At 74.4% G+C, this 13,948-nt stretch carries 12 protein-coding genes; 8 read left to right on the top strand and 4 right to left on the bottom strand.

What is annotated here, in order from left to right; all coding sequences use genetic code 11:
• Positions 1-34 precede the first annotated feature (34 nt).
• Positions 35-3,922 (top strand): AAA family ATPase, encoded by a 3,888-nt coding sequence (locus ACRAKH_RS21870; protein ID WP_447009236.1) that lies wholly within the window; start codon positions 35-37, stop codon positions 3,920-3,922.
• Entirely contained in the window at positions 3,919-4,722 is an 804-nt protein-coding gene (locus ACRAKH_RS21865) for a serine peptidase (protein ID WP_380728280.1), read from the top strand. The genes ACRAKH_RS21870 and ACRAKH_RS21865 overlap by 4 nt, the downstream gene beginning before the upstream one ends.
• Positions 4,723-4,730: 8 nt before the next feature.
• On the opposite strand, the gene ACRAKH_RS21860 is transcribed toward ACRAKH_RS21865, so the two are convergent.
• Positions 4,731-5,990 (bottom strand): pyridoxal phosphate-dependent decarboxylase family protein, encoded by a 1,260-nt coding sequence (locus tag ACRAKH_RS21860; protein ID WP_380728282.1) that lies wholly within the window; start codon positions 5,988-5,990, stop codon positions 4,731-4,733.
• A 191-nt stretch (positions 5,991-6,181) separates the two neighbouring features.
• Between ACRAKH_RS21860 and ACRAKH_RS21855 the strand changes: the two genes are divergently transcribed.
• Positions 6,182-7,486 carry a carboxylesterase family protein gene (locus ACRAKH_RS21855; RefSeq protein ID WP_380728284.1) on the top strand — a complete coding sequence of 435 codons (1,305 nt, stop codon included), beginning with the start codon at positions 6,182-6,184 and terminating at the stop codon, positions 7,484-7,486.
• Here the strand turns inward: ACRAKH_RS21855 and ACRAKH_RS21850 are convergent.
• Positions 7,446-8,177, bottom strand: a complete 732-nt coding sequence (locus ACRAKH_RS21850) for a DUF1684 domain-containing protein (protein WP_380728286.1) — start codon at positions 8,175-8,177, stop codon at positions 7,446-7,448. The two genes, ACRAKH_RS21855 and ACRAKH_RS21850, sit on opposite strands and share 41 nt — an antisense overlap.
• Positions 8,178-8,406: 229 nt before the next feature.
• Here ACRAKH_RS21850 and ACRAKH_RS21845 point away from each other — a divergent pair, with 229 nt between their 5' ends.
• Positions 8,407-8,871 (top strand): MarR family winged helix-turn-helix transcriptional regulator, encoded by a 465-nt coding sequence (locus tag ACRAKH_RS21845; protein WP_380728288.1) that lies wholly within the window; start codon positions 8,407-8,409, stop codon positions 8,869-8,871.
• 72 nt (positions 8,872-8,943) lie between these two features.
• On the opposite strand, the gene ACRAKH_RS21840 is transcribed toward ACRAKH_RS21845, so the two are convergent.
• Positions 8,944-10,632, bottom strand: a complete 1,689-nt coding sequence (locus ACRAKH_RS21840; RefSeq protein WP_380728291.1) for a DEAD/DEAH box helicase — start codon at positions 10,630-10,632, stop codon at positions 8,944-8,946.
• 122 nt (positions 10,633-10,754) lie between these two features.
• Between ACRAKH_RS21840 and ACRAKH_RS21835 the strand changes: the two genes are divergently transcribed.
• The 4 genes from ACRAKH_RS21835 (at position 10,755) to ACRAKH_RS21820 (ending at position 13,361) form a co-directional block, all read left to right on the top strand.
• Positions 10,755-11,186, top strand: coding sequence for an SRPBCC domain-containing protein (locus ACRAKH_RS21835; protein WP_380728294.1), 432 nt, complete (start codon positions 10,755-10,757; stop codon positions 11,184-11,186).
• Positions 11,176-11,508: a metalloregulator ArsR/SmtB family transcription factor gene (locus ACRAKH_RS21830; protein WP_380728297.1), complete on the top strand. Its 333-nt coding sequence runs from the start codon at positions 11,176-11,178 to the stop codon at positions 11,506-11,508. The genes ACRAKH_RS21835 and ACRAKH_RS21830 overlap by 11 nt, the downstream gene beginning before the upstream one ends.
• A gap of 88 nt (positions 11,509-11,596) precedes the next feature.
• On the top strand, positions 11,597-12,331 hold the full coding sequence (locus ACRAKH_RS21825) for a DUF899 domain-containing protein (RefSeq protein ID WP_380728300.1): 735 nt from the start codon (positions 11,597-11,599) through the stop codon (positions 12,329-12,331).
• A gap of 43 nt (positions 12,332-12,374) precedes the next feature.
• Entirely contained in the window at positions 12,375-13,361 is a 987-nt protein-coding gene (locus ACRAKH_RS21820) for a Gfo/Idh/MocA family protein (RefSeq protein ID WP_447009235.1), read from the top strand.
• A 22-nt stretch (positions 13,362-13,383) separates the two neighbouring features.
• On the opposite strand, the gene ACRAKH_RS21815 is transcribed toward ACRAKH_RS21820, so the two are convergent.
• Positions 13,384-13,926 carry an adenylate kinase gene (locus ACRAKH_RS21815; protein WP_380730754.1) on the bottom strand — a complete coding sequence of 181 codons (543 nt, stop codon included), beginning with the start codon at positions 13,924-13,926 and terminating at the stop codon, positions 13,384-13,386.
• Positions 13,927-13,948 lie beyond the last annotated feature (22 nt).

Genomic DNA, 13,948 nt, shown 5'->3' with positions numbered 1-13,948 from the left:
TCCAGAAGGCGGCACGGGGGCGGAGGAGCGGTTGGTGGCGGAACGTCGGGCGCTGTCCATCGGGGTGACCGCCTTCGAGCGGCACGAGCGCCTCGACTTCGCGCCCGACCACGTGCGACGACTCGGGAAAGCGCTTGCCGACCTCGGCTACGACGTGCGCGCGGTCGCGGAGGAGACCCTGTCCGGCGGCGACCTGGGCGCCCTGGTGACCGGGACGCTGACCGGGGCGCGGCACGACGACCTCGCCGTGGTGCACCTCGTCTCGCACGGCGAGCAGGGCGACGGCGGGTCCACCGTGTTCGCGCTGGGCAGCGACGGGCGGCCGCACCCCGACACGAGCGTCGCGCACTGGCTGACCGTGCAGCAGGCCACCGAGCGGCCGCCGACGCTGTTCCTGCTCGACCTGTGCTCGGCGGGCACGTCCGCCCGATTACCGTGGCAGGTCCGGCTGGAACGACCCCTGCGGGGCTGGGTGATCGCCGCGTGCGGACCGGCGGAATCCGCCTACGACGGCCGGTTCACCGACGCCGTGGTCACCGTGCTGGAGGCGGTGGCGACCGGTGAGCTGGACATCGACCCGAGCATGCCGCACGTGCCGCTGACCACGGTCGCCCGCGCCATCCGCCAGGAGGTGAACCGGCGGGCCGAGGCGGACGACGCGTTCCCGCAGCAGGTCACCGCGAGCCTCGTGGACATCAGCGCGGACGTCGAGCCCGCGTTCTTCCCCAACCCCGCCTACGACCCCGGATCGCGGTCGAGGTTGCGCGCCTCCGTCGACCCCGGCGTGCTGCCGTTCCTCGACGACCTCGACGAGGGGCTGGACGCCCGGCACTTCCTGGAGCGGGCCACCGGCCTGGGCAGGTTGACCGACACCGGCTCCGGGCTGGTCGGCTGCTTCACCGGCCGCGACCGGGAACTCCGGCGGATCTCGCCGTGGCTCAACGTCGGCGACGAGCCGCTGTGCGTGGTCACCGGCAGTCCGGGCGCGGGGAAGTCCGCGCTGCTCGGCGTGCTGGTGTGCGCCGCGAGCCCGTCGTTGCGCGACGCGACCAGGCCCATCTGGGAGGACGTCGCGCAGCCGCCGCTGCCGGTGGCGGACCTGGCGGCGGTGCACGCCCGCCAGCGCGGCCTGGCGGCCGTGGCGGCGTCGATCGCCCGCCAGCTCGGCCTGCCCGAGAACTCCACACCCGCCGACCTGGTGACCGCGCTGCGCGACCGGTCAGTCCGACCGGTGCTCGTGCTGGACGCGCTGGACGAGGCCGACGACCCGGACAGCCTGGTGACCGGTCTGCTGCTGCCGCTGACCGACCCGGACGCGCCCGGCACGCCGGTCCGCCTGCTGGTGGGCGTGCGCCGGTACGACGCGTTCGCGCCGCTGTTCGAGCGGGCGTGGCTGGTGGACCTGGACCAGGTCGACCGGTGGGTGTTGGAGGACAACCTCTTCCACTACGTGAGCCGCCTGCTGCGCACCACGGCCGAGTACCGCGAGGACGGCGGGGTGGTCGGCGCGTTCGCCCACGCGGTCGCCAGCGTGCTGGCCGCCCCGGACGCCGACGGGCGGCGGAAGTGGGGCCCGTTCCTCGTCGCCGGCCTGTACACCAGGCACTTCATCACCGCGAACGCCGAGCGCGTGGTCACCGACCCGGCGTCGGCCGGCGACCTCGGCCGGCGCGTGCCCACCGACCTGCGCGGGGTGCTGGAACTCGACCTGGAGCTGGAGAGCGGCCAGTTCTGGCTGCGCCCGGTGATGACGGCGTTGGCGCACGCGCGGGGCGCCGGGATGCCGGTGTCCGTGCTGACCCGGATCGCGCACGTGTTCGCCGACGCGGACCGGCCGACGCCGCGGCCGACCACGGCGCAGATCCGCGCCGTGCTGACCGCCGCGAGGTTCTACCTGCGCCAGTCGATGGACACCGACCGCAGCAACGTCTACCGGCTGTTCCACCAGGGCTTGGCGGACACGCTGGCCACGCCGTCGCCGGAGGTCGCGAGCGCGCTGCTGGACGCCCTGCTGTCGTCCCTCGGCGCTCCGGACGGCCGGGACTGGGACGCCGCCGAGCCGTACCTGTTCCGCCACGCCGCCGCGCACGCCGCCGACGCCGGCCGGTTGACGGAGGTCGAGACCGACCCCGGCCTCCTCCTGCACCCCGCGTCGTCGCCGGCCCTCACCGCCGCGGCCGACGACTCGCAGGCCGCCGAACCACTCGCCGCCCGTGCCCGCCGCTACGCGGGCATCACCACCCCGTCCGCCCTCGCCCTCGCCGCCGCCCGCGCCGGTGACACGCGACTGGCCGTGCGCGCCGCGACCATGCCGGGCCGCCCGCCGCTGACCTGGCAGCCCCGCTGGACCGCCGGCTCGCCCGTGGCCGCGAACCCGGCGCCGACGGAGGTCCCGGAGGAGGCCGAGTTCGAGTCGATCGCCATCTCCGCGGACGGCACGCGCGTGGCCGCGGTCGGGCCCGGCGGCCTGGTGACCTGGTCGTGGACGGACGGCACTCCGACCGACTGCAAGGCCTCCGCGGACATCGGAGGTCACCTGGTGCTGGTGCTGGACAACGGCGAGATCGTCGTGGACGGGCCGGACGGGCTGGTGAGCATGCGGGACACCGGCGTCCACAGGCTCGGCAAGATCGCCCGGACGCGGTTGGAGGCCGCCATCCCGCTGGGCGACTCGCGCTACCTGTGCGTCAGCACCGGAGGCGAGGTGCTCAAAGTGGTGCGGTCCTACCTCTTGGGTGTCAGCTACGAGGCCTTGAAACCGCACAACCACGCCGGTTCGACCTGGGCGGTCGGCTACGGCGAGGACGGCGCGGTGGTGGCGAACCTGGACAGCCGCGGCCAACTCGTGTTGTCGGAGAACGGGCGCACCTTCCACAACCTCTACCCGGTGGACCGGCCCGTCACCGCTTTCGCCGTCAGCCCGGACGGCGGGCGGCTGGCGGCGGCCACCGAGGACGGCTGGGTCGGTTTCCTGGACCGCGGACGCGACGAGACCTGGAGGCGCTCGGTGGTGGTGGGCAGCGCGGTGACCGCGATGGCGTTCGCCCCGCACGGCGCCGGGCTCGCCGTGGGATGCCAGGACGGCAGCGTGTTCGTCGTGGCCTGGGGCGGCATGCTCGTCGGCCCGGCCAAGGTGTCCGACCGGCCGATCACCGCGATCGCGATCAGCGGCCGGGCCGAGCGGGTCGTCGCCCACGACGGCCGCCGCGTGCACTGCTTCGAACCGGTCAGGGGCACGACGTTCCCCGTCCTCGCGCCACTCCTGTCGGATCGGGGTCGGGCGTCGGCGGACGGAGTGCCGGTCGCGACGTCGTTCACGGACTTCGACGGGCACACGGTGGTTGCCTTCGCGGACGGGTCCTTCTCCCTGGTGGACGTCGACACCGGTGAAGCCCACCGTGCGATGAACCTCGACACGCCCGCACGCGACCTCGTCCCGGTCGAAATCGGCGGCTTGCCGGGACTCTTGGTCGAGACCGCCGACGGATACTGGCTCACCCACGGCCACGTGAGCCACGAGGCCGGCCCGAGGTACCTCGGGGACGCGGAGTGGGCCTCCGCCCGGTTCCGGCACCGCGCGCCGACGACGCACATCGGGCTGGACGGGCACTTGGTCGAGGTCGTGTCCCGCGGCGACGACCTCTCGACCCGGGACGTCGTCGGCGGCGTGCCCGCGGCACTCGGCGAGCACCCCGGCTGCCGGGTGGTGCACTGCGCGTACGTCGACGACCGCCCGCTGGCGTTCACCGGCGGCGACGACGGGTGCGTGCGGGTGTGGGACCTGGCCACCCGGCGGTTGGTCGACACGCTCGACGTCGGCCGTCCGGTGTGGCGGATCGACGTCCGGGACGGCCGGCGGTTGCTGGTCGGCTCGGGCGGCGAAGTGGTGGCCTTCGAACACTTCACGGGAAGCGGGACATGACCTCGGTTCTGGGCGTGCACGGCATCGGCAACTACAAGTACTTCCGGCGCGGCGGGTCGGCGGAGGAGGCCGCCGCGCTGCTCGCGGAGGACTGGCGCAAGGCGCTGCGGCGCGCGCACGTCGACCTCGACGTCGCCTACTACGCCCACCACCTGCACCGGGGCACCGCCCAGGGCCCGCAGGACGACCCGGCGACGTTGGAGCCGGGCGCGCAGGAGCTGCTGCTCGACTGGACGGGCCTGCTGCGCCGGGGTTCGAGCGTCCCGCAGGGTCCGCGCACGGTCCGCGCCCGCCAGGCCGCGGACTGGATCACGCGCAACTTCGGCCCCGCCGCGCGGCTGTTCGCCATCGCGTTCTGCCGCGAGGTGCACACGTACCTGTCCCGGCCGGACTCGCCGCGTCGCGACGCGGTCCGCCGCACCGTCGCCGACGCGATCGCCCGTCGCCGCCCGAACGTGGTCGTCGCGCACTCGCTCGGCAGCGTCGTCGCCTACGAAACCCTGTGGGCGCACCAGAACCACGACGTGGACCTGCTCGTCACCATCGGCAGCCCGCTGGCGATGCCGGGCGTCGTGGCGCCCCGCCTGCACCCGGCCGCCACGGCGGGCGGCACGCCGCCGCGCGTGCGCCGCTGGGTGAACGTCGCGGACGTCGGCGACCTCGTGGCGATCCCGCGCACCGGCCTGCGCGACCACTTCCCGGGGGTGGAGCGGGACGTCACCGTCACGATCGGGGAGTGGGACTTCCACACCGCGACGGGGTACCTGCGCAACCCCGAGGTGGCCGCGCTGGTCGGCTGAACGTCCGGTCAGGCCGTCGTGACGAGCCGCGCGCCGATCTCCCGCACCACGGACGCCAGGAGGTCGACGTCCTCCTCGGTCGTGCGCCAGTTCACGATCGCCGGCCGCAGCGCGACCATGCCCCGGTACACGGTGGTGCCCGCGTACACCCGGCCGTCCTCCACCAGCTCCTCGCCCAGCCGGCGGTTGAGCGCGTCGAGGTCCGCCTCGGGCACACCCGGCGGCCGGTAGCGGAAGCAGACGATGAACACGGTGATCGGCGCGAGGAGTTCGAGGTCCGGCGCCTCGGCGATCCGCCTGCCCAGGCGCAGCGCCAAGTCCTGGTGGCGCTCCACCATCGCCCGGTGGCCCTCGCGGCCGTACGCGCGCAGCGTCGCCCAGATCGGCAGGGCACGGGCCCGGCGCGACGACTCCGGACCCAGGTTGTTGTAGTTGACGAACTCGTCGTCCGGCTCGGGCAGGTACGGGGCGTTCCACCCGCCGAACGCCCGGCCGAGGAACGAGCGGTCCCGGACGAACGCGACACCGCTCTCGTACGGCACGTTGAGCCACTTGTGGCCGTCCGCGGCCACCGAGTCGGCCCGCTCCACCCCGCGCACCAGCCCCGCCGTGCGCGGTGACAGGGCGGCGAACAGGCCGAACGCGCCGTCCACGTGCAGCCACGCGCCGTGCCGCTCGGCCAGGTCGGCCAGCTCGTCCAGCGGGTCGTAGTCGCCGCCGTTGACCTCGCCCGCGTTGCCGATCAGCACCGCCGGACCCGACCCCGCCAACGCGTCGTCCAGGGCCGCCACGTCGAGCCGGCCCGCGTCGTCCCGGGTGAACGTCCGCACCGCGTCCCGGCCGAGTCCCAGCAGTTGCAGGGCCTTGCGGCTGCTCGGGTGCACGTAGCCGCTGGAGAACACCGGCATCCGCGGCAGGCCCGCGAGCCCGTCCGCGGTCACGTCGACGCCGTGCCGCTCCGCCCACCAGAACCGCGCGCACGCCAACCCGGTGAGGTTCGCGAACGTCGCGCTCGGCGTGAGCACGCCGCCGTACGTCGCGGGCAGGCCGAACAGCTCCTTCAGCCACCGCAGCACCACCGTCTCGGCGCGCGTGGCGAACGGCGACGTCAGCCACAGGCCGGACGCCTGGTCCAGCAGGGACGTCACCCAGTCCGCCGCCTGCGCGGCCGGTGTCGCGCCGCCGACGACGAAGTGGAAGAACCGGGGCCCGGACGAGTGCGTGGCCGCCCGCGTGCCGATTCGCAGCAGGTCCGCGATCGCCGTCATGGTGCCGTCGCCCGCCTCGGGCAGCGGGGCCGTCGAGGTCGTCGAGCAGGTGGACGTGCGTGGCGTCGCGGACCGGCAGGTGCGGCAGCGCGTCGAGGTACGGGCGCGCGGCCCGTGCGACCATCCCCAACGCCTCGGCGGCGTCCTCCCGAGCGTTCAGCGGATCACCCATCATGGCAGGGTAGACGGCGATGGCGCGACGCGGGCGGTTCCGGGGCAGGGCGGTCGACGCCGAGGTGGACGCGTTCCTCGGCCTCCGGTACGCGGAGCCGCCGTTCGGCCCGCGCCGGTTCGCCGCACCCGTGCCGACCGACCCGGCGGACGACTGCCCGGAGTTCGGGCCGATCGCGCCGCAGTCCGCGCGGCTGCCCGGCGCGCCGGTGTGGCGGCCGGGCGACGAGGACGTGCTGACCCTCAACGTGTGGACGCCGTCCACTCCGGGTGGGCCGTGGCCGGTGGTGTTCTACGTGCACGGCGGCGCGTACGCGTTCGGCTCGTCCGCCCAGCCCGACTACGACGGCGCCGCGCTGGTCCGTGCCGGCCTGGTCGTGGTGACGTGCAACTACCGGCTGGGGTTCGAGGGCTTCGGCCACGTGCCGGGCCGGCCGGACAACCGGGGGCTGCTCGACCAGCGGGCCGCGCTGCGGTGGGTGCGGGAGAACATCGCGGTGTTCGGCGGGGACCCGGACGTCGTCACGGTCGCCGGCCAGTCGGCGGGCGCGGCGTCGGCGTTGTTCCTCGCGGCGTGGGAGCCGGTGCGGCGGGTGATCGCGCACAGCGTGCCGAACCGGTGCTACACCAGGGGTTTCGCGCAACGGGTGGCGGAGTGGATCGACACCGCCACGCCGGAGTCCGCGGTCGCGTCCGCCGACGCGCTCGTCGCGGCGCAGCGCACCGGGCCGTTGAGCCACGACCCGGTGCTGTTCGGCCCGGTTGCCGACGCGCTGCCCATGCTCCGCCCGGACGTGGACGCGCTGCTGTGTCACACCGACGTCGAGTACCGGCTGTTCCAGGAGGTCGGCACGTTCCGCCCGCCGGCCGACCTCGCCGCGCTCGGCCGCGCGTGGGGCATCCCGGAGCACGTCGTGGCGGCGTACGCGCCCCTCCCCGACGCGCACGTGCGGCTGGCCGGCGACTTCGTGTTCGCCGAACCCACCGCCAGGCTGGCCGACGCGCACGGCCGGGCGTTCCTGGCGAGGTTCACCCGGCCGCCCGCCTGGCACACCGCGGACGTGCCGTTCTCGTTCGGCAACCTGGACGGCGCCGACTTCCTCATCGGCGGCCCGGCCGGCGCGGAGGAGCGCGCTCTGTCCCGCCGGATGCTGCGGGCGTGGGTCGACTTCTGCGCCACCGGCGACCCCGGCTGGACCGGCGTCCGGCACTGGGGCGACGAGGTGCCGTCCAGGCGCGAGGCGTGGCGCGGGGTGGACCTCTCCGCGCCCGTGGACCACCCGGTCAGCGGAACCGGCGCTCGCCCGCCTCGACCGGCACCGTGACGGTGTTCTCCGGCAACGGTTTCGGGCAGGTGCCGTACGGGCTGAGGCCGGCGGGCAGGTTGATCGCCCGGTTGAAGTCCAGCACGACCTCGCCCGCCGTCGGCGCGGGCACGGACAACACGCGCCAGTCGGCGGTGGTGTCGCCGTTGGTCGGGTCGTGGAACAGGATCTGCGCGCCGTCACCCTGCGCGTGGACGACGAGTTCCTGCGGCCGGCCGGCGAGCGTGAACCGGACCGCGCCGAGCGCCGTCAGGTGGTGCTCCAGACCGGGCAGGGCACCGTCCACCTTGGACGGTCGGGGCGGGTCGTAGGGCTGGAAGTCGGCCCGCACCACCCAGTCCGGGCTCACGTCGAACGCGGGCACGCCGGTGAAGCCGACCAGGTCGGGCGCGTGCGGGTCGCGCACCCGCAGGCCGTGGCGGCCGGTGCGGAGGATGATCTCGACCTTCGTGTCGCCCTCGCCGTCGACGAGCAGCGACCCGGCCTCCGCGACCACGTGCTCCCGGACGCCGTCCCGCACCACCTCGCCGTCGGTGCTCCACTCGCCGGGCACGCCGGGGAACGCGCGGGGCGTCGCGTCGAGCCAGTGCAGCGCGGTGAGGGACAGCCAGCCGTGCGGCGCGCGCAGCGCCTCCTCACGTGCCGCGTGCCACCGGACCCAGTCGGCGGTGAGGTCTTCGACCGTCGTCATCACGTTCCTCCCTCGTGGTTCGTCCACCATCGAACCACCGGAGGGGTGCGGTCGCCGGCGCGTCCACCTGGTGACCACCGGCGGCCGGGACTTGACGCCCGCGCACGGTATGGCGCACCGTCCCCGCGCACGGTCTGGCGCATGGACTCGCGCAACTCTCGCGCAACCTCCGCGCGGGCGGCCCGAACCGACCCGGCCGACACCCCGGACCACCACGTATCGTGGCCGCATGGCCAAGGCCGTTGGTGAGCAGATGGGTGTCGTCACCGCGCTGGTTCGCACCACGTTCCTGGTGAACGCCGCCTACGCCGACGCGGCGCGGCAGTACGGGCTGACGCCGCAGCAGGGGCAGTTGCTGTGCGTGCTGATGGCGCGGCCGTACGGCATGGGCGAGCTGGGCGCGGTCCTCGGGCTCGCCAAGTCGAGCCTCAGCGGCCTGGTGGACCGGACCGCCCGACGCGGCCTGGTCCGCCGCGAGGCCGACCCGGCGGACAGCCGCGCGGTCCGCGTCGAGCTGACGGACGAGGGCAGCCGCCTCGCCGACGTGTTCTACGCCGAGACGTGCCGCCGGATCGAGGAACTGCCGTCCGGTCTCGACGACGCCGAGCGCGGCGTCCTCGCGGACCTCCTCGCCCGCGTGGTGCGGGACAACGAGGTGCCGCCCGTCTTCCTGGCGCTCAACGAGCAGGGCTGACCCGGGCTGGGTTCGACGGGGTGGAGCCGCCCCGCGAACCGACCCGGCCGCGCGAAGTGCCGGCGTGAACCCTCAGCGGGGGTCGTCGCGCTCCCGCCGCACGGTGACCTTGCGGCCCTTGATGGTGGCGCCCCGCAGCGACGCGATGACCTGCTGCGCCGCCGCCTCCGGCACCTCCACCAGCGAGAACCGGTCGGCGATCTCGATCGCGCCGATCTCGCGGCCGTTGAGCCGCGCCTCGCCCGCGATCGCGCCGACGAGGTCCTGCGGCCGGATGCCCGAGCTGCGTCCCGCGCCGACGAACAGCCGGGTCATGCCCGCGGACGGACGACGCGGCTTGCGCGGCTCACGCCGCTCGCCGCCGGCCTCGCGGCCCCGGCGGTCGCCCGACGGGCCGGACCTCGGCACGTACTCGGGGATCTCCTCCTCGTCGGCCGCCGCGCCGGTGGCCTCGTGCGCGAGCTTCACCGCCGCGAGCGCCACCTCCATGACGTCGAACTGGTCGGTCAGCGTCTCCACCACGACCCGGAAGCTCTCCAGGTCGTCCTCCAGCAGGCTCTCGTGCAGCGCGGCCCTGGTCAGCTCCAGCTTGCGCGCCCGCAGGTCCGCGATCGTCGGGACCTTCTCCATGTGGATGCGCTGCTTGGTGACCCGCTCGATGGTCTTCAGCATGCCGTGCTCGCGCGGCTCGGCCAGCGTGATCGCCACGCCCTCGCGGCCCGCCCGCCCGATCCGGCCGATGCGGTGCACGTACGACTCCGGCGCGGACGGCACGTTGTAGTTGACGACGTGCGTCAGCTGCTCGATGTCCAGGCCGCGCGCCGCGACGTCCGTCGCCACCAGCAGGTCGGCGGTGCCGTTGCGCAGCCGGGCCATCACGCGGTCGCGCTGCTCCTGGCTGATGCCGCCGTGCAGCGACTCCGCCCGGTAGCCGCGGCCGTTCAGCGTCTCGGTGAGCTGGTCGACCTCGTCACGCGTGCGGCAGAACACGATCGCCGCGGTCGGGGCCTCCACGTCCAGCACGCGCCCCAGCGCGGCCGGCTTGTGCGCGCGCGGCACGACGTACGCGCTCTGCCGCACCTTCGGCGCCTCGCCCGGCTCCGCCTGCTCGCGGCCGATCGTGATGCGCACCGGGTCGGACAGGTGCTGCCGGGCGAGCCGGTCGATGCGCCCCGGCATGGTCGCGGAGAACAGCACCGTCTGCCGCTCGGCGGGCGTCTCGGCCAGGATCGTGTCCAGGTCCTCGGCGAAACCCATGTCCAGCATCTCGTCGGCCTCGTCGAGCACGACGACTTCCAGCCGCTCCAGCTTCAACGTGCCGCGGTTGAGGTGGTCGACCGCGCGGCCCGGCGTGGCCACGACGACGTCGACGCCCTGCTCCAGCACGCGCAGCTGCCGCCCGATGGGCTGGCCGCCGTAGATCGGCAGCACCCGCGCGCCCAGCTCCCGCCCGTACCGGTGCACCGCTTCGGAGACCTGCACCGCGAGTTCCCGCGTCGGCACCAGCACCAGCGCGAACGGCGCCCGCGAGTTCCGCTCGCCACCGGCCATGCGCTCCAGCACGGGCAGCGCGAACGCGGCCGTCTTCCCGGTGCCGGTGGCGGCCTGTCCGAGCAGGTCGCAGCCCTCGGTCAACGGGGGGATGGCCTCGCGCTGGATGGGGGTGGGCTCCTCGTAACCGAGGCCGGTCAGCGCCCGGAGGAGTTCGGGGCGCAACCCGAGGTCGGCGAAGCTGGTCCGGTCGTCGGGCTCGTCGTTCATGCCCTCAAGTCTCGCTGATCGTCCCTGAACCGCTCGGTGAGGGGGGTCCGCCGCGCGGTTGACGCAACCGATGAGTTGCCATACGGTGGCAACCGTTGGGTTGCTACTTGTGGGAGGCGGCAATGGCTTTTCCGGATCGCATCGAGCGGACCGTGGAGGTCGCCCACCCGCCGGCCAAGGTGTGGACCGCGCTCACCACGGCCGAGGGGTTGGGCGCCTGGTTCGGCGACGAGGCGACGATCGACCTGCGCCCCGGCGGGGCGGCCCAGCTCAGGTGGGCCGGTGGCGAGACCGCCGACCTGCGCGTGGAACGGGTCGAGGAGCCGACCGCCTTCGGGTTCAGCTGGCGCATCCACGGCCTGCCCGAGGACGACCCCCGCCGGACGTACGTCGAGTTCACGCTCGAACCGGTGGGCTCGGGCACCCGGCTGACGGTGGTCGAGAGCGGTTTCGCGCAGCTGCCCGAGGACGTGCACGGCACGGCCTTCGGCGGCAACTCGCGGGGCTGGGCCAGCGAGCTGGGCGACCTGGTCGACTACCTCGATGCCGCCTGAGACCGAGGCGGTCGCCGAGCAGGTCTTCACCGCCCTGGCCGATCCGACCCGGCGGGCGATCCTGGCGGCGCTGGCCGCGGGCGGCCCGGCCACGGCCACCGACCTCGCGGACCGGCTGCCGATCACCCGGCAGGCCATCGCCAAGCACCTGGCCCTGCTGTCCGAGGTCGGCCTGGTGACGGCCGAGCCGGGGGAGCGGCGCCGGGTGCGGTACCGGCTGCGGTCCGCGCCCATGCGGGTGGCGCAGCAGTTCCTGGCCGCGCTGGCCCGCGACTGGGACGGCCCGCTCGACGCGCTGAAGGACCACCTCGACCGGCAGTGAGGCCGGCCGCACGGCAGTTCCACCACCACGCGCCCGGACCGGGCGCGGACCAGCACCGGAAGGTGGGCAGGACACAGTGGACACGACCATGAAGACCCCTCCGATCGTCACGCCGGAGGAGTGGGAGGCGGCACGGCTCGAACTCCTCGTGAAGGAGAAGGAGCTGACCCGCGCCCGTGACGCGATGGCCGCTCAGCGGCGGCGGATGCCGTGGCTCGCGGTGGAGCGGGAGTACGCGTTCGACGGGCCGGCGGGGCGGGCGAGCCTGCTCGACCTGTTCGAGGGCAGGCGGCAGCTGATCGTCTACCGGGCGTTCTTCGACCCCGGCGTGGACGGCTGGCCCGACCACCCGTGCCGGGGCTGTTCGATGGTGGCCGACCAGGTGGCCCACGTCGCCCACCTGAACGCGCGGGACACCACGCTCGTCTTCGCCTCGCGCGCGCCGCAGGCGGACATCCGGCGGGTGAAGGAGCGGATGGGCTGGACGATGCCCTGGTACACGCTGACCGACGGGTTCGACGCGGACTTCGGCGTGGACGAGTGGCACGGCACGAACGCGTTCATCCGCGACGGCGACCGCGTGTTCCGCACGTACTTCGTCAACAACCGCGGCGACGAGGCGTTGGGCAGCACGTGGAGCTACCTCGACATGACCGCGCTGGGGCGGCAGGAGGAGTGGGAGGACTCGCCCGAGGGGCATCCCCAGACCCCGCCGTACGCGTGGTGGAACTGGCACGACTCGTACGGCAAGGACACCGCCGCGTCGGAGACCGCCGAGCCGGCGGAGGACCCCCAGGGGTCGTCCGGGTGCGGTTGTCGCTGAGCCGGCCTGCCGTCCGGGGAAGTTAAGCGGTTAAGCTCCGCTGGTGACGCCACTGCGCTGGGGAGTTCTCGGGGCCACCGCCCGCATCGGCTCGCGGGTGGTGCCCGCCCTCCACCGGACGCCCGGCAACGTGGTCGTCGCCGTGGCGAGCCGTCCGGGCCGCCAGGCCGCGGCCGCCGAGGTGGCCCGGCCGTTCGGGGCGCGCGTCCACGACGGGTACGACGCGCTGCTGGCCGACCCGGGGGTCGACGCGGTGTACGTCGCGCTGCCCAACACGCAGCACGTGCCGTGGACGTTGCGCGCGCTCGGGGCGGGGAAGCACGTCCTGGTCGAGAAGCCGATGGCACTGTCCGAAGTGGACTGCGTGCGGGTCGAACGCGCGGCGGCCGACCTGGTCGTCATGGAGGCGTACATGTACCGCTTCCACCCGCAGCAGCGGAGGGCCGCCGAACTCCTCGCCTCCGGTGAGATCGGCGAGCTGCGGGTGGTGCGGTCCGCGTTCGCCTACCCGACCGCGCCGGAGGGCAACATCCGGTTCGACCCCGCGCTCGGCGGCGGCGCGACGTGGGACGTCGGCTGCTACGCGTTCGACGTGCCGCTGTGGGCGTTCGACGCCGAGCCGCGGTCGGTGCGGGCCAGGTTCCACACGCGCGGGGTCGACCTGAGCGCCGTCGCCACGCTCGACTTCGGCGACGGCCGCTCGGCGGTGCTGGACTACGGCCTCGACTACGGGCCGCGCGCGACGTACGAGTTCCAGGGCACGCGGGGCTCGATCTCGGTGCGCAACGCGTGGACCCGACCGGACGAGGAAGGGCTGATCACCGTCGTCACGCTGGACGGCGTGCGCGACGAGGTGGTGCCCGCCGCCGACGCCTACGAGCACCAGGCGGCGGCGTTCGCTGAGGCGGTGCGGGACGGCGTCACGCCGCTGGTGTCGCCCGCGCACTCGGCGCGCACGGCGCGGGTCGGCGAGGCGTTGGCGCGCTCGGCGGCGACCGGCGCCGACGTGGACCTCCGCCGCCGGCCGTGACGGGTCGGTCGGGCGCGGGACGTCAGCGGACGGTGGCCTCGCGGAACCCCGCGAGCCACCGCCGCACCTCCGCGGGCGACCGCAACCGCACGTGCGGGAGGTCCGCCAGCACGCCGGGGTAGGTGGCGCGGTGCCTGCGGTGCGCGCTCCACGCCCACCCGATGACCGAGTCCGGCCCGAACAGGAACGCCCAGCGCTCCCGGTTGCCGTTCCACAGCTCGGTCCGGCGCACGATCCGGCCCACGCTGCGGCGCAGCAGCCTCGGCAGGAATACCCGCGGCGGCATGTCCAGCCACACCAGCAGGTCGGCGCGGTGCCACAACACCTCCGCGGTCTGCCGGACGAAGTTGCCGTCGACCACCCACGCCGGCCCGTCCGTCGCCTCGGCGAGCCGCTGCCGGTACTCCTCGACGGGCGGGCTGGTCCAGTCCGGGCCGTGCTGGAGGGCGTCCAGCTCGACGTGCGCACCGCCGACGAGCGCGGCGAGCTCGTTCGCCAGCGTGGTCTTGCCCGCCCCGCTGACGCCGAGGAGGACGATCCGACGTGGTCGTTCCCGCGTTGTCACTGCGAACTCCTGCCCGCGTTGG

It is taken from the genome of Saccharothrix hoggarensis (assembly GCF_052936025.1).
Note: the sequence above shows the minus strand (reverse complement) of the source record. Positions and strands in the feature narration are given on the sequence as shown.